The organism is Pseudomonas sp. FG43 (genome assembly GCF_057809175.1).
Genome location: NZ_JBMDJL010000010.1, coordinates 29,801 through 51,700 on the forward strand (window position 1 = coordinate 29,801; position 21,900 = coordinate 51,700).

At 59.3% G+C, this 21,900-nt stretch carries 20 protein-coding genes and 1 riboswitch; of the genes, 7 read left to right on the forward strand and 13 right to left on the reverse strand.

What is annotated here, in order from left to right; all coding sequences use genetic code 11:
- Positions 1-35 precede the first annotated feature (35 nt).
- Entirely contained in the window at positions 36-872 is an 837-nt protein-coding gene (gene nudC / locus ACODS3_RS13680; protein ID WP_201019558.1) for an NAD(+) diphosphatase, read from the forward strand.
- Here nudC and ACODS3_RS13685 read toward each other — a convergent pair.
- From ACODS3_RS13685 to ACODS3_RS13710, 6 genes are all read right to left on the reverse strand, one after another.
- The gene (locus ACODS3_RS13685; RefSeq protein ID WP_201019559.1) at positions 840-1,619 is read right to left on the reverse strand and encodes a TSUP family transporter; all 780 of its coding nucleotides are present in this window, start codon (positions 1,617-1,619) and stop codon (positions 840-842) included. The two genes, nudC and ACODS3_RS13685, sit on opposite strands and share 33 nt — an antisense overlap.
- Before the next feature lie 103 nt (positions 1,620-1,722).
- Positions 1,723-2,865: a Gfo/Idh/MocA family protein gene (locus ACODS3_RS13690; protein WP_489034760.1), complete on the reverse strand. Its 1,143-nt coding sequence runs from the start codon at positions 2,863-2,865 to the stop codon at positions 1,723-1,725.
- Positions 2,866-3,005: 140 nt separating this feature from the next.
- Positions 3,006-3,773 (reverse strand): SDR family oxidoreductase, encoded by a 768-nt coding sequence (locus ACODS3_RS13695; RefSeq protein ID WP_201002044.1) that lies wholly within the window; start codon positions 3,771-3,773, stop codon positions 3,006-3,008.
- Positions 3,774-3,803: 30 nt separating this feature from the next.
- Positions 3,804-4,871: a phosphotransferase family protein gene (locus tag ACODS3_RS13700; RefSeq protein ID WP_489034762.1), complete on the reverse strand. Its 1,068-nt coding sequence runs from the start codon at positions 4,869-4,871 to the stop codon at positions 3,804-3,806.
- 211 nt (positions 4,872-5,082) lie between these two features.
- Positions 5,083-5,400: an SCP2 sterol-binding domain-containing protein gene (locus tag ACODS3_RS13705; RefSeq protein ID WP_201002048.1), complete on the reverse strand. Its 318-nt coding sequence runs from the start codon at positions 5,398-5,400 to the stop codon at positions 5,083-5,085.
- A gap of 55 nt (positions 5,401-5,455) precedes the next feature.
- Positions 5,456-6,166, reverse strand: a complete 711-nt coding sequence (locus tag ACODS3_RS13710; protein ID WP_201019562.1) for a histidine phosphatase family protein — start codon at positions 6,164-6,166, stop codon at positions 5,456-5,458.
- A 205-nt stretch (positions 6,167-6,371) separates the two neighbouring features.
- Here ACODS3_RS13710 and sohB point away from each other — a divergent pair, with 205 nt between their 5' ends.
- The gene (gene sohB, locus ACODS3_RS13715; RefSeq protein WP_201019563.1) at positions 6,372-7,400 is read left to right on the forward strand and encodes a protease SohB; all 1,029 of its coding nucleotides are present in this window, start codon (positions 6,372-6,374) and stop codon (positions 7,398-7,400) included.
- 61 nt (positions 7,401-7,461) lie between these two features.
- Here the strand turns inward: sohB and ACODS3_RS13720 are convergent, their stop codons facing one another.
- Positions 7,462-7,956, reverse strand: a complete 495-nt coding sequence (locus ACODS3_RS13720) for a DUF934 domain-containing protein (protein WP_201002053.1) — start codon at positions 7,954-7,956, stop codon at positions 7,462-7,464.
- Positions 7,940-9,598, reverse strand: coding sequence for a nitrite/sulfite reductase (locus tag ACODS3_RS13725; RefSeq protein ID WP_201002055.1), 1,659 nt, complete (start codon positions 9,596-9,598; stop codon positions 7,940-7,942). The genes ACODS3_RS13720 and ACODS3_RS13725 overlap by 17 nt, the downstream gene beginning before the upstream one ends.
- 365 nt (positions 9,599-9,963) lie before the next feature.
- Here ACODS3_RS13725 and ACODS3_RS13730 point away from each other — a divergent pair, with 365 nt between their 5' ends.
- The gene (locus ACODS3_RS13730) at positions 9,964-10,077 is read left to right on the forward strand and encodes an RAMP4 family protein (protein ID WP_489034766.1); all 114 of its coding nucleotides are present in this window, start codon (positions 9,964-9,966) and stop codon (positions 10,075-10,077) included.
- A gap of 93 nt (positions 10,078-10,170) precedes the next feature.
- Complete coding sequence (locus ACODS3_RS13735) at positions 10,171-11,274, forward strand: ABC transporter substrate-binding protein (RefSeq protein ID WP_201019564.1); 1,104 nt, start codon at positions 10,171-10,173, stop codon at positions 11,272-11,274.
- A 51-nt stretch (positions 11,275-11,325) separates the two neighbouring features.
- On the opposite strand, the gene metH is transcribed toward ACODS3_RS13735, so the two are convergent.
- Entirely contained in the window at positions 11,326-15,045 is a 3,720-nt protein-coding gene (metH, locus tag ACODS3_RS13740) for a methionine synthase (RefSeq protein ID WP_489034768.1), read from the reverse strand.
- A 153-nt stretch (positions 15,046-15,198) separates the two neighbouring features.
- Here metH and ACODS3_RS13745 point away from each other — a divergent pair, with 153 nt between their 5' ends.
- The 3 genes from ACODS3_RS13745 to nfuA all read left to right on the forward strand — a co-directional run bounded on the left by ACODS3_RS13745 (position 15,199) and on the right by nfuA (position 19,355).
- Positions 15,199-17,502, forward strand: coding sequence for a fatty acid cis/trans isomerase (locus tag ACODS3_RS13745; RefSeq protein WP_489034770.1), 2,304 nt, complete (start codon positions 15,199-15,201; stop codon positions 17,500-17,502).
- A gap of 167 nt (positions 17,503-17,669) precedes the next feature.
- Positions 17,670-18,692: an acyltransferase family protein gene (locus ACODS3_RS13750; RefSeq protein WP_489034772.1), complete on the forward strand. Its 1,023-nt coding sequence runs from the start codon at positions 17,670-17,672 to the stop codon at positions 18,690-18,692.
- A gap of 69 nt (positions 18,693-18,761) precedes the next feature.
- A complete protein-coding gene (gene nfuA, locus ACODS3_RS13755) occupies positions 18,762-19,355 on the forward strand; it encodes a Fe-S biogenesis protein NfuA (protein ID WP_122315432.1) in 594 nt (197 codons plus the stop codon).
- Positions 19,356-19,423: 68 nt separating this feature from the next.
- Here nfuA and cobM read toward each other — a convergent pair whose 3' ends face one another.
- From cobM to ACODS3_RS13775, 4 genes are read right to left on the reverse strand one after another with little or no spacing between them, the layout of a single operon-like run.
- A complete protein-coding gene (gene cobM, locus ACODS3_RS13760) occupies positions 19,424-20,170 on the reverse strand; it encodes a precorrin-4 C(11)-methyltransferase (RefSeq protein ID WP_489034773.1) in 747 nt (248 codons plus the stop codon).
- A 42-nt stretch (positions 20,171-20,212) separates the two neighbouring features.
- A complete protein-coding gene (locus tag ACODS3_RS13765) occupies positions 20,213-20,656 on the reverse strand; it encodes a cobalamin biosynthesis protein (protein ID WP_489034774.1) in 444 nt (147 codons plus the stop codon).
- Entirely contained in the window at positions 20,637-21,341 is a 705-nt protein-coding gene (locus tag ACODS3_RS13770; protein WP_489034775.1) for a CbtA family protein, read from the reverse strand. Before ACODS3_RS13770 ends, ACODS3_RS13765 begins: the two co-directional genes overlap by 20 nt.
- 11 nt (positions 21,342-21,352) lie before the next feature.
- Positions 21,353-21,538 carry a CbtB domain-containing protein gene (locus ACODS3_RS13775; protein WP_201002072.1) on the reverse strand — a complete coding sequence of 62 codons (186 nt, stop codon included), beginning with the start codon at positions 21,536-21,538 and terminating at the stop codon, positions 21,353-21,355.
- A 95-nt stretch (positions 21,539-21,633) separates the two neighbouring features.
- Positions 21,634-21,849: riboswitch (cobalamin riboswitch) on the reverse strand.
- Positions 21,850-21,900 lie beyond the last annotated feature (51 nt).

A 21,900-nucleotide genomic window follows, 5' to 3' on the forward strand; every position in this document is an offset into this window, starting at 1 on the left:
CTAAGATTCTTGCCAGTTACCAGAGGAGTTTTGCCATGACACGCCCGGCGCGCTGGACTACCGCAGTTCTGGATACGCAAGCCACGGGTGGTTGGGCCGTGGTCCATGGCGACGAGGGTTTCCTGCTCGACGGCAATGGCGTCATGTTCCCCAGGGAGTGGCTCAAGCGTCAGGACCTGCCGGTGCAAAGCGAGCATGGGATTGGCCACTTCGATGGCGAGCCGGTCTATGTGCTGGTGCTCGACAGGTCGGTGGAGGTCGAAGGATGCACCTGGCAGGGGCTTCGCCAGTTCATGCTGCAAGGCGATTTTGCTGTCTATCAAAAGCTTGGCTATGCGGCGCAGATCAGCACCTGGGCTCGCGAACATCGATTCTGTGGCGCCTGTGGCCGCCCGACGGTGCAGATTCCGGGCGAGCGGGCCATGTACTGCGAGCATGACAACCTGCGCTTCTATCCGCGTATCTCGCCAAGCATGATCGTGCTGATTACCCGTGGCGATGAAATCCTGCTGGCCCGTTCACCGCGCTTCGTGCCGGGCGTCTACAGCACTCTGGCGGGCTTTGCCGAACCGGGTGAGTCCGCCGAGGACTGCGTGCGTCGGGAGGTGATGGAGGAGGTGCAGATCCGCATCCGCAATATCACTTACATGGGCAGCCAGTGCTGGCCGTTCCCCCACTCGATGATGCTGGGCTTTCATGCCGAATATGAAAGCGGTGAAATCGTGCCGCAGGTCGATGAGATCGAAGATGCGCGCTGGTTCCGTATCGATGACCTGCCGCCTTTGCCGGCCAGCCGTTCCATTGCGCGCTATCTGATCGAGTCGTATCTGGCTCGTCGCTCAGGCGCCCCCGAACCAGTGCTGCCAGGCTAGGCGCACAGTCAGGCCGAGCACGACGGTGATGAACACCGGGCGAATGAACCTGGCACCGCCCTTGATTGCGGTGCCTGCGCCGAAGTAGGCACCGAGCATCACTGACAGCCCCATGCTCAGGCCGATCACGAAGTCTACCTGGCCGGAAAAGATGAACACCGACAAGGCCACGGCATTGCTGACGAAGTTCATGCTGCGCGCCACGCCACTGGCCTTCACCAGATCCACGGGGTACATCATCAAGGTGCTGACAGTCCAGAAGGCTCCGGTGCCGGGACCCGCCACGCCATCATAGAAACCCAGCGTCAGGCCTTGGGGCAGTTGCCATTTCTTCTTGATCGGCGCGTCACTGTCCAGCGGCGCCTTGGGCGTGCCGCCGAACAGCAGGTACAAACCGCAACCGAACACAATCACCGGCAGCATCTGGTTCAGCCATTCGGCAGGCAGGTAATGGGCAATCACCGCGCCGAGTGCCGCACCCACAGCGGTGCCGACCAATGCATGCATCCATTGGCGTGGATGGAAAAGCTTGCGACGGTAGTAGGTAAAGCTGGCCGTGGCCGAGCCGAAGGTCGAACTGAGCTTGTTGGTGCCCAGAACCAGATGCGGCGGCAGGCCGGCTGTCATCAGGGCCGGGGTGGTCAGCAGCCCGCCGCCGCCGGCAATGGCATCGATGAATCCGGCGATGAAGGCAACGGCGATCAGAACAGCGAGGGTAGTAAGGTCGACACTGAGTTCAAAAGGCATGATCGGTACGGCTTATAGGGCAGGGGGGCAGAATGGCTGCCCGAAGGCCGCGCATTCTACTCCCATGTGTACCCAGTGTCAGACAATGGTCGAAGCCTGGCTCTCAAATTTCACCCAGTCCGACCCAGCGCTGTTCACGCGCCGCAAGGCGAATCGCCGCTGCCAGGCGTTCGATCTGCCAGGCCTCTTCGAAATCCGGTCCTCGCTTGCCAAGGCCGCAAACGGCCTGAATCAGAGAATGTACTTCCAGTGCCTTGAGTTCGTTGTAACCCAGTTGATGGCCGGGCGCTGGACAGAAGGCGGCATAGCCTGCCTGGGCCGGGCCTGCGAGTATCCGCTGGAAGCCATCGCGCCCGGTGGCGCCCGAGCGATAAATGCGCAGTTCGTTCAAGCGCTCCTGATCGAAAGCCAGGGTGCCGCGAGTGCCGCTGATTTCAAAGCTCAGGTGATTCTTGTAGCCATGCTTGAGCCAGCTGCTGCTGAAGGTGCCGCGTGCGCCACTGGCAAAGCGCAGCAGGGCGTGGGTCTGATCGTCTACCGCAATCGGGCGCAGCTCGCTGCTGCCGCGAGTGCTCGGGCGCTGGCGATGCACCGTATTCGAGTCGGCGCACACTGCTTCGATATCGCCCAACAGGTAGCGGGCCATGGCCAGCAGATGGCTGCCAAGATCGGCCAGTGCGCCACCGGCATGCTCGGCTTCACAGCGCCAGGACCATGGCGAAGCCGGGTCGCCCATGAAGTCCTCACTGAACTCGCCCTGGAAACTGATGATGTCCCCCAGCTCGCCAGCCTCGATCATCTCTTTTGCCAGGCCGATCATCGGGTTGTGCTGATAGTTGTAACCCACTTGCGTCACGACGCCTGCGGTCTGGGCGCTGCGGCGCATCTCATCGGCCTGGGCAAGGCTGACGGCCAGAGGCTTTTCGCAATACACCGCCTTTCCCGCGGCGATGGCTGCCATGGCCATGGGGAAGTGCAAATGATTGGGTGTGGTGATCGCCACGATCTGAACCTGAGGATCGTCGATCAGTTGCTTCCAGTCGCCATGACTGCGCTCGAACCCCCATGCTTGCGCACACTGCTCGGCACGGGCGCTGTCTGCATCGGCCAGTGCCGCCAGGTGGAGAGGGGCAGGCAGCTCAAAAGTCGCGCTGACATTACGAAATGCAAGGGCATGGGCGCGGCCCATGAAACCGGTGCCGATCAGCCCGATACCCAGTGGCGCAGCGAGAGGGGTTTTCCGCATGACAGTCTCCGTAAAGGATTATTGTTTTCGGAAAATATATTCTACAAATTATAATTATGGAAATTTAATTCTTATCTGGTTCTGTGGGAGCGAATTCATTCGCGAATGAATTCGCTCCCACGCAGACGTCATGGCTGCACTCAGGAAAGAAACCCGCCATCCACATTCAGCGCAACCCCGGTGGTATAGCTCGACGCTTCGCTGGCCAGATACAGCACCGCACCGGCCATTTCACTGGGCGCGGCCACGCGCTTGAGGGGGATCTGGGCCAGTGCCACATTGAGAATGGCGTCGTTCTTGACCAGTGCCGAGGCGAATTTGGTGTCGGTGAGGCCCGGCAGCAGGGCATTGCAGCGGATACCGAACGCCGCGCACTCCTTGGCAAACACCTTGGTCATATTGATGACGGCTGCCTTGGTCACCGAATAGATACCCTGGAATTCGCCTGGAGATACGCCATTGATCGAGGCCACATTGATGATGCTGCCGCCGCCGTTTTCGCGCATCAGCTTGCCGGCTTCCACCGACATGAAGAAGTACCCGCGAATGTTCACATCCACGGTCTTTTGGAAGGCACCCAGGTCGGTATCCAGCACATTGCAGAACTGCGGGTTGGTGGCGGCATTGTTGACCAGCACGTCCAGACGCCCGAACTGTTGGCGAATCTGCTCGAAGACGCTTTGAATCTGTTCCATCTCGCCAATATGGCAGGCGATGGCCGTCGCCTTGCCACCTTCGGCGATGATTGCATCGGCAACCTGCTGGCAGCCCTCGATCTTGCGGCTGGAGACGATGACATGTGCGCCTTGCTGGGCCAGCAGTCTGGCGATGGCTTCCCCGATGCCGCGACTGGCACCGGAAACAAAGGCGATTTTGCCATCAAGGTCGAATAACTGGGTTCTGGACATGTTGGTTTCCTGTTTCCTGGGTCACTGCACTCAAAGACTGGATTTTTCGATCACTTGCAGGCTCATCCGCTCCAGCAGCAGGTTCATCTGAATGAACTGTGCGAAGCGCTTGTCCCGGGTCTGGCCATGAAAGAACCGGTAGTAGATCTGTTGCACGATGCCCGCCAGACGGAACAGGCCGTAGGTGTAGTAGAAGTCGAAGTTATCGATGCGGATGCCCGAGCGTTCGGCGTAATAATCGACAAACTGCTGGCGGGTCAGCATGCCCGGCGCATTGCTGGGTTGACGGCGCATCAACTGCACGGGCGCAGGGTCGTCTGCCTGTATCCAGTAGGCGAGGGTGTTGCCCAGATCCATCAGCGGGTCGCCCAGCGTGGTCAGTTCCCAGTCCAGCACGCCAATGATGCGCATCGGGTTTTCGGGGGCGAGAATCACGTTATCGAAGCGGTAATCGTTGTGTACGATGGCGTGCTGCGGGTGGTCGGAGGGCATTTTTTCCACCAGCCAGTTCCTGACCGTTTCCCAGGCGGGAGCATCAGGGGTCATGGCTTTCTCGTAGCGTTCACTCCAGCCGAGGATCTGCCGTTCGACATAACCCTGAGGCTTGCCCAGGTCAGTCAGGCCGCACGCCTGATAATCGACCCGATGCAACTCCACCAGCTTGTCGATGAAGCTTTTGCACAGTTCCCCGGTCTGTCGGGCATCCAGATTCAGCTCAGGCGGCAGGTCCGAGCGCAGGATGATGCCCTTGACCCGCTCCATGACATAAAAGTCAGAGCCGATCAGGCTTTCATCGGTGCAGTGTGCATAGGCTTTCGGGCAATAGGGAAATGCATCCTTGAGGCCGTTGAGAATACGATACTCACGGCCCATGTCGTGGGCCGACCTGGCTTTTTGCCCGAATGGCGGGCGGCGCAGGACAAACTCCTGTTCGGGATAACGGATCAGGTAGGTGAGATTCGATGCGCCTCCCGGAAACTGGCTGATCTGCGGCAAACCGCTGAGGCCAGGGATCTGTGCTTTCAGGTAGGGATCAATCAGGTGTGCGTCCAGCTCTTCACCGGGACGAATATCCGTGGACTGGTCGGTTAGCGCCATACTTATTCCTGTTTATTATGGTCTATCAGGATCATTGGCTAATCTAATCGGCAGGCTATTGGCGAACAACCCTTGGCGAGCCTTATAGGCTAGCGTGTTGCCCGCCGATCAGCCGGTTTTATTGCAGACGAAAAAAAACCGAAGCCCTGAAGCTTCGGTTTTTCGTGCATCGTCCTGAGCCAGTCTGCATGACCGGGCGCAGTGGTTTTCATTAAACCGGGAACAGCTCGCTCAGCTTCATGGCCAGCATCATGTCGCCTTCGGCGCGCAGTTTGCCGCCCATGAAAGCCTGCATGCCATCGGTCTCGCCGCTGACGATGCCTTTGAGGGTTTCGCTGTCCATGACCAGAGTCACGTTGGCGTCAGGGTTTTCACCTTCCTGCAGTTCGCAGGTGCTGTCCTTGACGATCAGGGCGTAGTGCTTGTCTTCGTCAGTGATGTTGAAGCCGAAAACCAGGTCCAGGCCCGAAGCAGCGCTTGGGTTGAACTTGGCTTTCATGGTTTGGACAGCTTCGGCTACTGAGGTCATGGTCTTATCCTTTTATGGTTGGTTCTGGCGCCGGTCAGGGCGCGGTTGGCCGGACTCAGCGGTAAGTGATGAGTTCCGGCGCCTTCAGCAGTTGCAGGTGTGTGTAACTGTTGAAGGAAGCCAGGGTCACCTTGCTGCCACTGAATTCCAGCCGGTTCAGCGAGGTGTTGACGATATGCCAGTTAAGCTCGAATGCCTGCCGGGCAGGTACGCCGCTGACAAGATGCAGTAAAGCCGTGATGGTGCCGCCGGAGGTGAACACGGCGATGCGCCCGTGCTTGTCTGCCGCTTCGATGATTCTGTCCAGACCTGCCTTTACGCCAGCGACGAACGCCAGCCAGCTTTGCATGCCCGGTGTGTCGTGTTCGCCGCCGAGCCAGCGGCTGACGATCTGTGCGAACAGGCGCTGGAACTCGGCCGGGTCATGGCCGGCATTGCGCAGGATATTCAAGGCATCGGGTTCATCGGGGAGCATTGCGGGCAGCAGGGCGCGGACGATGCCTTCGGCATCGAATTCATTGAAGGCGCTGTCGATTTCCAGCGCAGGCGGCTCAAGACCGGCCTCGGCCAGTTGGGCCAGGGCATTTTGTGCAGTGTCCTTCTGGCGCCGCAGATTGCCGGACAGGCAGCGGTCGAAGCGCAGGCCAAGCTGCGCCAGATGTTCGCCAATTACCTGGGCCTGACGAATACCGACGGGCGACAGGACGTCGTAATCGTCTGCACCGAATGAAGCCTGGCCATGTCGTATCAAATAAATGCTGCCCACGTCCGTGTCGTCTCGGTACGTTGAAGGTCCGGCGAGGTTATGGGGGATGGCCGGGGCCTGTCAACGAAAAAACATACGCTCGTTTGAAATTACCGTTTTAACTATTTGCAACAGGTCGTGTGCTGGTGAACGTCAGAGCGCGTCGGTATGCTTGAGCCATCGAAGCCCTTGACTGGAAAGGGCGCAACGCAAGTGAGGAGTATCTGTGGATTTCGTTGCCGATTACGCAAGTTTTCTGGCCAAGACGGTTACGCTGGTCATTGCCATCGTCGTCGTGCTGGTAGCTATCGCGTCAGCACGTGGAAAAGGTCGTCGCAGGACGGCAGGACAACTTCAGGTCACCAAGCTCAACGAGTTCTATAAAGGCCTGCGCGAGCATCTGGAGCAGGCGCTGCTGGACAAGGATCGCCTCAAGGCCTTGCGCAAGGAGCAGGCCAAGACCCTGAAGAAAGAGAAGAAGCAGGCCGAGCCTGAGTTGAAACCCCGCGTCTTCGTGCTGGATTTCGATGGCGACATCAAGGCTTCGGCCACCGAAAGCATGCGTCATGAAATCACCGCGCTGCTGACCATGGCTACCGACAAGGATGAAGTGGTCCTGCGCCTGGAAAGCGGCGGCGGCATGGTTCACAGCTATGGTCTGGCTTCATCGCAACTGGCGCGTATCCGTCAGGCGGGGATTCCGCTGACCATCTGCATCGACAAGGTCGCGGCCAGTGGCGGCTACATGATGGCCTGCATCGGTAACAAGATCATCAGCGCACCGTTCGCGATTCTCGGCTCCATCGGCGTCGTGGCGCAGTTGCCCAACGTCAACCGGTTGCTGAAAAAGCACGATATCGATTTTGAAGTGCTGACTGCTGGCGAGTACAAGCGCACCCTGACCGTGTTTGGCGAAAATACCGAGAAGGGCCGCGAGAAGTTCCAGCAGGATCTGGACATCACCCATGACCTGTTCAAGGGCTTTGTCGCCAGCTATCGCCCACAGTTGTCCATCGATGAGGTGGCCACCGGTGAAGTCTGGCTGGGTATGGCTGCTCTTGAGAAGCAATTGGTCGATGAGTTGCAGACCAGTGACCAGTATCTGGCCGAGCGTGCCAAGGATGCAGAGGTGTTTCACCTGAATTATGCCCAGCGCAAAAGCCTTCAGGAGCGCGTTGGGCTGGCGGCAACGTCATCGGTTGATCGCCTGGTGACCGGCTGGTGGAGTCGCTTGACCCAGCAGCGGTTCTGGTGATGCCTTCGCGAATGAATTCGCTCCCACGGTAGGGGCGAATTCATTCGCGAAACACTGTCCGTCAGCGGCGACGGAACAGCGGCAGTGGCTCGTCGGTTGCAGCCTGGTAGGTCACCGAGAAGTCCTTGAGGCCTTCGAGGGCGTCGTAGGGGTCCTTGTCGGCGCGGACAGCGAAAGCATCGAAACCGCAGCGACGCAGGTAGAACAACTGGTCGCGCAACACATCGCCAATTGCCCGCAACTCACCCTTGTAGCCATAGCGATCACGCAGCAGGCGTGCATTGGAGTAGCTACGGCCATCGGTGAAGGCCGGGAAGTTCAGGGCAATGACCTGGAACTGATCCACGTGCTCGCCGATTTCCTCGGCTTCTTCATCACTGTCCAGCCATACACCCAGGCCGCCATCGCGGGCCTTGAGTGCGTGGCCATGTTCGCGCCACAACGCCAGCGGCACAATCAGGTCATCGCAGTTGGACAGGCTGTCGAAAGTCGTGTCCTTGGGCAGCAGGTGCCAGGTTTCGTCGATGACTTCGTTGTTCTTAATGATTCGCTGCATAGACGCGCTCCTTGAAAGGGTCAATGCCAATACGCTGGTAAGTGTCGATGAAGCGTTCGTCTTCGGTACGTTTCTCGACGTAGACGTCAATCAGCTTCTCGATCACGTCCGGCATTGCGTCCTGGGCGAAGGACGGGCCGAGGATCTTGCCCAGGCTTGCATCACGGCTGGCGCTGCCGCCGAGTGAAACCTGATAGAACTCTTCGCCTTTCTTGTCCACACCCAGAATGCCGATGTGGCCGACATGGTGGTGACCGCATGCGTTCATGCAGCCGGAAATGTTCAGGTCCAGCTCGCCGATGTCGAACAGGTAGTCCAGGTCATCGAAACGACGCTGGATGGATTCGGCGATGGGGATCGACTTGGCGTTGGCCAGCGAGCAGAAGTCACCGCCAGGGCAGCAGATGATATCGGTCAGCAGGCCGATGTTCGGCGTGGCGAAACCGCCTTCACGCAACTCGTTCCAGAGGGTGAACAGCTCGGACTGCTCGACGTCGGCCAGAATGATGTTCTGCTCGTGGGAGGTGCGCAGCTGGCCGAAGCTGTAGCGGTCGGCCAGATCGGCAACGGCATCCAGCTGTTTGTCGGTCAGGTCGCCAGGAGCAACGCCGGTCGGCTTGAGCGACAGGGTCACTGCAATGTACCCCGGCTTTTTATGGGCCAGGACATTGCGGGTGCGCCAGCGAGCGAAGCCCGGGTGTTGGGCGTCCAGGGCAGCCAGCTCGGCGTGCTGATCGCTGAGGGTTTTGTAATCCGGGTCGACGAAGTGTTTGGCAACACGCTGCACTTCGGCTTCGGTCAGGGTGGTCTGGCCGCCGCGCAGGTGAGCCATTTCGGCCTCGACCTTTTCGGCGAAGACTTCAGGTGTCAGTGCCTTGACCAGAATCTTGATCCGGGCCTTGTACTTGTTGTCGCGACGGCCGTAGCGGTTGTAGACCCGCAGGATGGCGTCCAGGTAGCTCAACAGATCCTGCCATGGCAGGAACTCGTTGATGAAGGCGCCAACCACTGGCGTGCGGCCCAGACCGCCACCGACCAGCACGCGGAAGCCCAGTTCGCCAGCAGCATTGTGTACCGGCTCCAGGCCGATATCGTGTACTTCAATGGCGGCACGGTCGCTTTTCGAGCCGTTGATCGCGATCTTGAACTTGCGCGGCAGGTAGGCGAATTCCGGGTGGAACGTGGTCCATTGGCGAACGATTTCACACCATGGGCGCGGATCGATCAGCTCGTCGGCGGCAACACCGGCGAACTGGTCGGTGGTCACGTTGCGCAGGCAGTTGCCGCTGGTCTGGATGGCGTGCATCTGCACGGTTGCCAGTTCGGCCAGAATATCCGGCACGTCTTCCAGGGCTGGCCAGTTGAACTGAACGTTCTGGCGGGTGCTGATGTGCGCATAGCCTTTGTCGTAATCGCGGGCTATCTTGGCCATCATGCGCGTCTGGCGCGACGTCAGTTGGCCGTAAGGTACGGCAACGCGCAGCATCGGCGCGAAACGCTGGACATAAAGACCGTTTTGCAGGCGCAACGGTCGGAATTCTTCTTCGCTCAGTTCCCCCGCCAGGTAGCGTCGGGTCTGGTCACGGAACTGCTTGACGCGGTCCTCGATGATCCGCTGATCGTACTCGTCGTATACGTACATATAGGTCCTGTTCTCAGGCTTCGTAATGAAGCAAGGGCTGCGGCGTCAAACACGACTGCGGTTACACAGCCTCTGTCTTCGCTTGCGAAGCCTTACGCCATCTAGACAATTCTGCGCGCACGGTCGCGCACTCCCAACGGAGCGCGGCGAAGATACCAGTTTGCAGATATCGGTAAAAGTGATGTTTATATATATGCAAATCGTTAAAAGCGATAAGCAAAATCCTGTCCCTGCGCCGCATGTACAAGACCCTGCTTGAAGTGCGGGAAATTGTCGACTTTACTGAGTGCTGATCGATGCCCGATGAGGGGTAAGACAAAATTTTTCATATGCAATCACCTATAAAACCGACAAGAGGCGATGCGATGAGTAAGCACCCGAAGACCACCAAGTCCGATAGCAACGTGGATGCTTGGGCTATTTTCTTCCTGATTCTGCTGGTAGTAGGCGCTGCTGTCTTCTGGGTCAGCGGCCAATAGCCAGAACCTGATTGTCTAGCGGTCGACTGCGCAGCTCTCCAGTATTCGGGAAGGGCGGCCGATAGCCATTTATATGCTCAAGGTTCTGTGAATATGAGTGGCTTCATTTTCCGCTGTTTGATCATTCTCTGCGGTTCATGGAGCGGTGTGGCCCTGGCCGCTTCCGTAACCTTTCTAAGCCCGGGTTTTGCAACCGATGGCTACTGGCAAAGCTATGCGCGTGTCATGCAGTCGGCTGCCGATGAAACCGGCATGTCACTCAAGGTGCTGTACACGGATCGTGACACCCGCAAATTGCTGGATATGGCGCGAGAGGCGTTGCAGGGGGCCGGTCAGCGTCCTGACTATCTGGTGTTCTCCAATGAATTGAATGTAGCCCCCGAGGTCCTGCGATTGTCTCAGGGCAGTGGCGTCAAGCTGCTGGCCGTCAACAATACGCTGACGGAGGATCAGGTGCGGATTCTGGGCGATCTTCCCTCGCGATACCCGAACTTCATCGGCAGCCTGATCGGTAACGATGAGGAGGGCGGCTATCTGACGGCAAGGCGGCTGATAAGCCTTTATCCTGGTCTGGCTGACGGCCAGCCAATCGAGATGCTGGCGTTTTCCGGGACCAACTCCACGCCGGTTTCCCTGGCGCGTGAACAGGGGATGCGCCGTGCTCTTGAAGAGTTTCCGCAGGTTCATCTGCGTCAGATCGTGCTGGGTGGCTGGCGTCGTGACCGGGCACAGGAGCAGGCCCGGGTACTGCTCAAGCGATATCCGAATATCCGGCTGATCTGGGCTGCGAACGAGCAAATGGCGCTCGGTGCCATGGATGCGTTGCGCGAGCGTGGCGGCGAACCCGGCAAGGACATCCTGTTCAGCGCCATCAACGGTACGACGATTTCATTGCAGGCGCAGTTGAATGGTCGCTTGAGTGTGGTGGCAACGGGGCACTTCACCATTGGCGGCTGGGCCATGCTCTTGCTGCATGACTACGATGCTGCCGATGCTCAGACACGCCCCCGAATCGGTGAGCGCAGTGTGCGGGTGCTGGAGTTGGTAGAGCGCCATGATGCCAGGCGTTTTCTGGAGGCTGCGAAAGTCGAGCGTTACTACCTGGACAAACAGGCGTTCAGGCGTGAGCCGGTCGACGGCAATTCCCCCTTTGCCCTGAAAAACATGCTGCCGCTGGTTCAGCAAGACCCGAAATAATGCCCTTTCCCCATGGATGGCGGGTATCCATGGGGAAAGGGCGGCGACGGGTTACTCGTCGTAACCCAGGTTGGGTGCCAGCCAGCGCTCGGTCACGCTCAGATCCTGACCTTTGCGAGCGGTGTAGCTTTCGACCTGATCCTTGTCGACCTTGCCCACGGCGAAGTATTGCGCCTGCGGATGGGCGAAGTACCAGCCGCTGACGGCTGCTGCGGGGAACATGGCGTAGTGCTCGGTGAGGAACACGCCGCTCTTGCCGGGTGTATGGATCGGTGTGCCTTCAGGCAGCGGGTCCAGCAGGGCGAAGAGGGTGCTCTTCTCGGTGTGATCCGGGCAGGCCGGGTAACCCGGTGCAGGACGGATACCCACGTATTGCTCCTTGATGAGCGCTTCGTTGTCCAGATGCTCGTCCTTGGCGTAACCCCAATATTCCTTGCGCACCTGCTGGTGCAGCCATTCGGCGCAGGCTTCGGCCAGACGGTCGGCCAGTGCCTTGACCATGATCGAGTTGTAGTCGTCGCCCTTGTCCTGGTAGGCCTTGGCCACTTCTTCGGCACCGATGCCTGCGGTGGTGATGAAACCGCCCACATAGTCGGTCACGCCGCTGTCCTTGGGCGCCACGAAGTCGGCCAGGGAGAAGTTCGGCTTGCCATCGGTCTTGATGATCTGCTGGCGCAGATGATGCAGTTTTGCCAGTGGCTGGCCGTCGTCACCGTAGACTTCCAGGTCATCGTCATCGATCTGATTGGCAGGCCAGAAGCCGAACACCGCACGGGCGCTGATCAGCTTCTCGTCAATCAGTTTGCGCAGCATCTGCTGGGCGTCGGCAAACAGCGCTGTAGCCGCCTCGCCAACCACTTCGTCAGTCAGGATGCGCGGGTATTTGCCGGCCAGATCCCAGGAAATGAAGAAGGGTGTCCAGTCGATGTATTCGGCCAGCACGTCCAGGTCGATGTCTTCCAGAATGCGGGTGCCGGTGAAGGTCGGCTTGGCAGGCTCGTAGCTGCTCCAGTCGAACTGCGGCTTTTTCGCGACTGCCGCGCCATAGCTCAGGCGTTCGGTGCGGGCGCTGCGTGCCGAGGTACGCTCGCGGACTTCGACGTACTCGCGGCGAGTCTTCTCGATGAAGCCGGCTTTCAGTTCCTTTGACAGTAACTGTGTGGCAACACCCACTGCGCGGGAGGCGTCAGTCACATAGACCACGGCGTCATTGCTGTAACGCGGCTCGATCTTGACTGCCGTATGCGCCTTGGAAGTGGTTGCCCCGCCGATCATCAGCGGAAGATGGAAATCCTGGCGCTGCATTTCGCGGGCGACATGGACCATTTCGTCCAGCGACGGGGTGATCAGGCCGGACAGGCCGATGATGTCGCATTTCTCGTCGCGGGCCACTTGCAGGATCTTCTCGGCAGGCACCATGACGCCCAGGTCAACGATGTCATAACCGTTGCAGCCCAGTACCACGCCGACGATGTTCTTGCCGATGTCATGCACATCGCCCTTGACCGTGGCCATCAGGATCTTGCCCTTGGCTTCGGGCTTGTCGCCTTTTTCCAGTTCGATGAACGGGATCAGGTGCGCCACGGCCTGTTTCATCACACGGGCGGATTTCACCACTTGCGGCAGAAACATCTTTCCTGCGCCGAACAGGTCGCCGACCACGTTCATGCCGGACATCAGCGGGCCTTCGATCACTTCGATCGGGCGCGAGAACGACAGGCGGGACTCTTCGGTGTCTTCGACGATATGGGTCGTGATGCCCTTGACCAGCGCATGTTCAAGGCGCTGATTCACAGGCCAGGTGCGCCACTCTTCGGTTTCGGCTTCTTTGACGCTGCCGTCGCCCTTGAAGCTGTCGGCAATGGCCAGCAGCGCGTCGGTGCCATCGGCGGTGCGGTTGAGGACCACATCCTCGACACGCTCGCGCAACTCGGCCGGGATCTGATCGTAGATTTCCAGCTGGCCGGCGTTGACGATGCCCATGCTCAGGCCGTTGCGGATCGCATGCAGCAGGAATACCGAGTGAATGGCTTCACGCACCGGGTTGTTGCCACGGAACGAGAACGATACGTTGGATACGCCGCCGGAAGTCAGGGCGTAGGGCAGTTCGTCACGGATGTAGGCGCAGGCATTGATGAAGTCTACGGCGTAGTTGTTGTGCTCTTCGATGCCGGTGGCGATGGCGAAGATGTTCGGGTCGAAGATGATGTCTTCCGGCGGGAAACCTACTTCGTTGACCAGGATGTCGTAGGAGCGCTTGCAGATTTCCTTCTTGCGCGCTTCGGTGTCGGCCTGACCGGCCTCGTCGAAAGCCATCACCACCACGGCCGCGCCATAGCGCTTGCAGAGCCTGGCGTGATGGATGAACTGCTCGACGCCTTCCTTCATGCTGATGGAGTTGACGATGCCCTTGCCCTGGATGCACTTGAGGCCGGCTTCGATCACATCCCATTTGGAGGAGTCGATCATGATCGGCACGCGGGAGATGTCCGGCTCGCCTGCGATCAGGTTGAGGAAGGTCACCATGGCCTTCTTCGAGTCCAGCATCCCTTCGTCCATGTTGATATCGATCACCTGGGCACCGGCTTCGACCTGCTGCAGGGCGACTTCCAGGGCTTCGGTGTAGTTGTCTTCACGGATCAGGCGGGCGAAGCGGGCGGAGCCAGTGATGTTGGTACGCTCACCGACGTTGACGAACAGCGACTGGCGGTCGATGGTGAACGGCTCAAGACCCGACAGGCGGCAGGCTTTCGGAATATCCGGGATCTGGCGCGGAGCGTAGCCGGATACCGCTTCGGCAATCGCCTTGATATGCGCAGGCGTGGTGCCGCAGCAGCCGCCGACGATGTTCAGGAAGCCGCTCTGGGCGAATTCCTCGATGATCTTTGCCGTCTGGCTCGGCAGTTCGTCATATTCGCCGAAGGCGTTGGGCAGGCCGGCGTTCGGGTGCGCGGAAACGTGGGTGTTGGCCTTGGTGGACAGTTCCTGCAGGTAAGGGCGCAGGTCGCTGGCACCCAGAGCGCAGTTCAGGCCCACGGAAATCGGTTTGGCGTGGCTGATGGAGTTCCAGAAGGCTTCGGTGGTCTGGCCGGACAGGGTACGGCCCGAAGCGTCAGTGATGGTGCCGGAAATCATGATCGGCAACTCGAAGCCGATTTCCTCGAATACTCCCTGCACGGCGAAGATCGCGGCCTTGGCGTTGAGGGTGTCGAAGATGGTTTCGATCAGGATCAGGTCGGCGCCGCCCTCTATCAGGCCGCGAGTGGCTTCGGTGTAATTCTCTACCAACTCGTCGAAGGTCACGTTGCGGTAGCCGGGGTTGTTCACGTCCGGCGACAGGGAGCAGGTGCGGCTGGTCGGGCCGAGCACACCCGCGACAAAACGCGGTCTGTCCGGGGTTTCGAGGGTTTTTGCATCGGCGACCTTGCGCGCCAGCCGGGCACCTTCTACGTTCAGCTCGTAGACCAGCGCTTCCATACCGTAATCGGCCTGGGAAACCTGGGTGGCGTTGAAGGTGTTGGTTTCAAGAATGTCTGCACCGGCATCCAGATAGGCCTTCTCGATGGCACCGATGACATCGGGGCGCGTCAGAACCAGCAGGTCGTTGTTGCCTTTGACATCGCTTGGCCAGTCGGCGAAGCGTTTGCCACGGTAATCCTCTTCCTCGAGCCTGTAGCTCTGGATCATGGTGCCCATGCCGCCATCGAGGATCAGGATCCTCTGTTTAAGTGCGTTGAGAAAGGCTTGATGGCGGGCGCTGCGGTCAGACATAGGGATACCTTGAAAAGGCCGATACAGAAAGGTCGAGATCATACCAAACCGGAGCGCTTTTGGTGTTGATGGCGCCTTTGCATGAAAATAGCTCATGTTGGTGTGCTCTAACAGCTGTAGAATTGCGCGGTTTTTCATTTCAAGGCCCTGGATATGCCGTACCGCTCATTGCCAAGTCTCGTTCTGTTGTTGTGGTGTTGTGCTGTCCAGGCTCAGGGAGTGCCTGCGGCCCCGGGCCCCGCTATTTCCTATGTGCGGGATATCCAGCCGATCCTGACCCAGAAGTGCGTGGCCTGCCATGCCTGCAACGACGCGCCTTGCCAGTTGAACCTGGGCAGCGGCGAGGGCATGAGCCGCGGGGCCAGCAAGACCCCGGTCTATCAGGGCGAGCGCAGTACGGCGATGGCGCCCACCCGGCTGTTTTACGATGCTCAGGGCACCGATGCATGGCGGCGCAAGGATTTCTATTCGGTGCTCGATGCCCAGGGCAGTCAGGCTGCCTTGATGGCACGCATGCTGGAATTGGGGCGCAGTGCGCCGCTGCCGCCCAACAGCAAGATTCCCGACGACATCGTTCTGGGGTTGAACCGGGAAAACCTCTGCCCGCTGCCGGGCGAGTTTCCTGCCTATGCCCAGGCGCATCCCACCGGCGGCATGCCGTTGGCGGTGGCCGGGCTGAGCGACGCCGAGTACCAGACCTTGCAGCGCTGGCTGTCTGCCGGTGCGCCGGTCGAACAACAACCCATCATGCCCAATGTCGCTGAAGCGGCGCAGATTGCCGAATGGGAAGCCTTGCTCAACCGCCCGGGTTCCAGAGAGACGCTGGTGGGTCGATGGTTGTACGAGCACCTGTTTCTGGCGCATGTCTATTTCGAAGGTGGTGATACCGGGCACTTCTTTCAGTGGGTACGCTCGCGCACGCCAAGCGGCAAACCTGTCGATCTGATCGCTACCCGTCGCCCCAATGACGATCCGGGCAATGACTTCTATTACCGGCTGATACCGGTACAGGGCGTGATCGTCCACAAGACCCATATCACCTACGCCATGAGCCCGCAGAAGCTGAAGCGGGTCAAGGATCTGTTTTACAGCGCCAACTGGAGCGTGGATGCAATGCCGGGCTATGGGCCGGGGCATCGTGCCAACCCGTTTCTGACTTTCGAGGCGATTCCGGCGCAGGCGCGTTATCAGTTCATGCTCGATAACGCCGAATACTTCGTGCGCACCTTCATTCGCGGTCCGGTGTGCCGTGGGCAGATTGCGACCGACGTGATTCGCGACCATTTCTGGGTGCTGTTCCAGGAGCCGAGTCATGATCGTTATGTCATCGACGCCCAGTACCGTGGGCAGGCAACGCCATTGCTGGCCATGCCCGGGCAGAACGACGAGGTAGGCAGCATCCTGAGCCTGTGGCTGTCCTACCGGGATCGTCGCAACGCTTATGAAAACCTGCGCCGCGACAGCTACGCCAGCATGACGCCACCCAGTTGGTCGACGCTGTGGGCCGGCAATGATAACTCGCTGCTGACAGTATTCCGCCACTTCGACAGCGCATCGGTGACCAAAGGGCTGATCGGCGATGTGCCGCACTCGCTATGGTTGTTCGATTACCCGTTGCTGGAGCGCACCTATTACCAGTTGGCGGTGAACTTCGATGTCTACGGCAATATTTCCCATCAGGCCCAGACCCGGCTGTATTTCGACCTGATCCGCAACGGTGCGGAAATCAATTTCATGCGTCTGATGCCTGCCGACAAGCGCGAGAAGATGCTGGGCGACCTGTATCAGGACTCCGGCAAATTCAAGATGTGGCTGGACTACCAGAGCATCGATGACGACACTCCAAGCGGCCTGAGGCTTGACGAGCGCCACCCTCGTCAGGACTTCTCCCGGGAGTTGATTCAGCGCTCCGGCACCCTCAACGCCGCGCCGGACCCGATCAACCGCTGCATGGGGGCTTATTGCTCGCGACCCGGTATCAGCCCCGCTTTTGCCCAGGCAGAGCAGTCTCTCAGTCGACTGGTTTCAAGGCCTGCCGCTGGCCTCAAGGTCATCGATCAGTTGCCCGAAGCGACCATGCTGCGTATTGAAGACGCCAGCGGCAAACGTGTGATGTACAGCATGCTGCGCAACCGCGCCCACAGTAACGTTGCCTTCCTGCTGGGCGAGTCCTATCGCTACCAGCCGGGTCTGGACACCCTGACCATTTACCCGGGCGTGCTCAGCAGCTATCCGAACTTCATGTTCAATATCCCGGCTGACGAAGTGTCCGGGTTTGTCGACGCCATGCAGCAGGTCAAGGATCAGGACGGGTTCGAGAAGATCGTGCAGCGCTGGGGTGTGCGCCGCACTCATCCGCTGTTCTGGACCTATTTCCATGACATCAGCCGCTATATCCAGGAGACCGAGCCGCGAGAGAGCGGGGTGCTGGATATGAATCGCTACGAAAACCTCTGAATGTCGTTGCAGGCCACGTCGGACGTGGCCTGCCGCCACTACTGTTTCCTGAACGAAACAGGATTTTCCTGATCTTTTCTGTCATCCCACTGTCCGACCTCATGCGTGTCCGGCTCGCTTCGTGTCCGGGCTTATGGTTGAAAAGGCAGGTGACAAGAGGTTTTTGGATGTTGATTTCGGTTCAGGCTTTACGGGCTTTCGCCGCGTGGGTTGTTGTGTGTCATCACTTCATGCAGATTTTTTTCGATTTCAAGGCCAGCGGTCCCGTTGGCGAATTCTTTGTTTCCAAGGGCGCCGTGGGCGTCGATATCTTCTTTGTCATCAGCGGGCTGGTGATTTACCTCTCGACCCATGGCAGCGACATGCCCGCCGGGCGTTTTATCCTGCACCGCCTGATCCGCATCGTGCCGGCTTACTGGCTGTATACCGCTGCCATGGGGCTGTTGCTGCTGGTTGCGGCGCCCTGGCTTCCCCATCAGGTAATCGGCTGGCAGAACTTCTTCCTTTCATTGCTTTTCATTCCTTCGGAAAATCCCGGTGGCTACGGTTTGTATCCGACGCTTAACGTCGGCTGGACCCTGAACTACGAGATGCTGTTTTATGTGCTGTTCTCCATGGTCTTTCTCTTCGAGCAGCGCCATCGGCCCTTGATCATCGCCGCCGCGCTGTTTGTCGTGACCGAGATTCTGGCTCGCAGTGGTTTGATCAGCCGTTTCTACGGCAACGACATCGTCTATGAATTCCTGTTGGGGATCGGTATCGGCATGCTGTATCGCCGGGGCTGGATCAAGGAAGGGTTATGGTTGCCATTGGCCGGGATTGTGGCGGGAATGCTGCTGATCCATCACCTGACCAACGAGCAACGCCTGCTGAACTGGGGGCTGCCAAGCGCCTTGATCGTGCTGTGCGCCATTTCGCTGGAGCCTTACTTGCGCGGCAGCCGGATGCTCAAGACTCTGGGCGACTGTTCCTACTCGGTATATCTGCTGCATGTTCTGGTGCTCTACGGTGGCTTGCTCATGGCGCAGCGCTTTGCCTTGAGCCCGTATCTGGTGTTTGCCTTCTGTGTGCCGATCATCGCCATTGGCGCCTGGGGCAGCTATGAGTGGATCGAGAAGGGCTTGTATCGCCGAATGCGCCGCAGTCTGGATGCCCGCCAGCAAGGAAGAGAATCGGTTGCGCTTTCCTGACAAAAACACTAGGACTTTGTATGCGCATCCGATTGGCGTAAACTGCCGCCAAGTCTGCGAGGAATGTTCATGACCGCTATCACTATTACCGATGCTGCCCACGATTATCTGGCCGATCTGCTGGAAAAGCAGAATACCCCGGGTATCGGCATCCGAGTGTTTATCACCCAGCCTGGCACCCAGTACGCTGAAACCTGCATTGCCTACTGCAAGCCGGGCGAAGAAAAACCTGAAGACAAGGCCATTGGCCTGAAGAGCTTCACCGCCTGGATCGATGGTTTCAGCGAAGCTTTTCTGGATGACGCCGTTGTCGATTACGCAACGGATCGCATGGGTGGCCAGTTGACTATCAAGGCGCCAAACGCCAAAGTCCCGATGGTCAATGCCGACAGCCCGATCAACGAGCGTATCAACTACTACCTGCAAACCGAGATCAATCCGGGGCTCGCCAGCCACGGTGGTCAGGTGACCCTGATCGACGTGATCGAGGAAGAAGAGCGCAATATCGCCGTCCTGCAGTTCGGCGGTGGTTGCCAGGGTTGCGGTCAGGCCGATGTCACCTTGAAGGAAGGCATCGAGCGCACCTTGCTCGAACGCATCCCCGAGCTGGCCGGTGTGCGTGATGTGACTGACCATACCCAGAAAGAAAACGCTTACTACTGAGTTGTTTTCTTCGCGAGTGAATCCGCTCCTTATTACGTGGGAGCGAATTCATTCGCGAAACCCTTCATTCAAGGCCTGAACAAATGAGCATGCCCGGCCCGATACAGCGATGACTCGCCAAACGTATCGTCTGCCAGTACGCGACCAACCAGTATCAGTGCCGTACGCCTGAAGCCTTTCTCCTGCACCTTGTCGTGAATGTTGGCCAGCGTGCCCAAAACCCAGTCCTGATCCGGCCAGCTTGCGCGATGCACCACGGCTATGGGGCAGTCGGGGCCGTAATGCGGCGTCAGCTCTTCCACTATTTTCTGCAGATTATTGACCCCCAGATGAATGGCCATGGTGGCGCGATGCTGTGCCAGGCTTGCCAGCTCCTCGCCAAGTGGCATTGAGGTCTTGTCGGCATAGCGGGTCAGGATCACGCTCTGGGAAATGTCCGGCAGCGTCAGTTCGGTGCCCAGCAGTGCTGCGCAGGCCGCCGTGGCTGTTACGCCGGGGATGATCTCGAAGGGAATTCCCAACTCGCGCAGGCAACGAATCTGTTCGCCAATCGCACCATACAGGCTCGGGTCACCGGAATGCACGCGGGCCACATCCCGGCCCTGTTCATGAGCGGATTTCATCAAGGCAATGATCTGCTCCAGGTGCAACTCGGCACTATTGACCACCTGAATGGCCCGATTGCCATCCAGCACCGCGACTGGCACCAGTGAGCCCGCGTAAATGATGACCGGGCAACTGTTGATCAATCGTTGGCCTTTGACGGTGATGAGGTCCGGGTCGCCTGGGCCTGCACCGATGAAAAAGACGGTCAATGGATTCTCCTGAGTCGAGCGCGATAAATGAGCAGCGGATTATCAACCCTGCCCAGGGGAGCGTGCCAAGGCAAATGTTGCCCTGATGTTTTTCTGGCGTTCGATCACCAGTGTTGCAGGGCTGTTGCCCAATTGGCTGGCCAGTGCCAGCGCTGCACTTTCGGCAACGCCGTGGCAGCCGGTGTGCAGGAACGTCGTTGGCGAGCGATGGGTCAGTTGCGGTTCGTATCGTGCCAGTTGAGAGGCATCGAAGAAAATCAGCGGTACTGACAGGTATTCAGCCAGCTCCAGCAAGCCCGGCTCGTCCTGCTTGAGGTCGATGGAGGCGAGGGCGGTGATGGCTCCGATCTCCAGAGCGTGGGCTTTCAGGCTGCTTTCGATCAGCTCCAGCAGGTGCGTGGACGGGCAGCCACGCTGGCAGCCCAGGCCTGCCACAAGGACAGGACGGGGCTGTGCGGGGGTGTGATCAGGCGTGCAGGTCGGCATTGTTGCGACGGAACAGCCAGGCGCTGATCAGGCCCAGAGCAATCCAGAACAGTGCGTTGGTCAGCAGCGAAGCCATGATGAACTGTGATTCCAGTGCTTCAGGAGCCAGACTCTCGTGGGTCAGCGGCTGTGGTGCGCCAATCAGGTGCGGCACTACCAGAATGGCCGCGCCCAGCACTTTGAGCAGCCAGTTCTGGCCGAAGGCGATCAGGGCCAGCCCGGCAGCCGTGGAAGCCGCAGTCCCGATCCACCAGTATTGGCGCAGGTTCAGGTCGGCGGCCGCAGTGCCCGGCAGTTCGGGCGGCAGCCCCAGCGTTGGTGCCAGAACGAAAACCGCAAAACCGGCCAGCCCCCATAGCGCGCCCTGGGAGGTGCGGCCCGGTCCGCGCAGGGTGTAGAGCGCGACCAGCATCAAGGCAAAACCGACTGCGACCACCAGATTGCCACCGGTCGTGGAGAGGATGCGCTGCCAGCCGTCTTCCGGTTCCCAGGCCTCTTCGTCGTGACTGTGTCCGGCGGCTGCGCCCTCGGCATGATCATGTTCATGCACATGCTCGGCAGGTGCTTTTTCGTAGGTTTCGGCCTGAAGAATCAGCGGCGCGACCCAGAAGCTTTGCAGCAAGGTCAGCAGCAGTGCCGCCAGCAGACCGCTGAAGCCTGCGGTCTGGATGATTCGCTTGAACATGGCGTCAGGTCTCAATGGCAAGGGAAGGCGGCGCTGTGGCGGGTGTCGTGCGCGGCGTTGTGAACGGCGGCGATGTGCGAGAAACCGGCGAAATACACCAGGCACGCACCAAGAATCGCAGCGCTGATGGCGGCGGTCAGGCGTTGGGTCTGGGTGGATGTGGCTGTGCTCGACTGGCTGCTGCTGATGGTGGACATGGCGCTTCCCTCTGGTTTCGACAGGCGGGCATGCGCACAGGAACCTGCTGACGGGCGCCAGGAGGTTTCAACTGCGCCCGCCCACCGCGGGTGTGTCATTGAGTCAGTATCGGGCCGGTCTCCGGGCTCGCGAGGGGCGTTGATGTGCAGCGTTCAACACCTTCAGGATCACCTTCCCATGCCGTGGCACAGTGGTTCTGACCCTCTCTCGCTTACCGTTGCGGGGGCAGCGCCGGACTTGCTCATGCGTGAATGAGCGCACCGGTTTCCCGTTTCACCCCGTGAAGGGCACCCGTAACAAGTTGTAATAGGAGAGCATGGCAGCCACTGAACGTCAATCTGAACGATTGACCTGCCCTCGA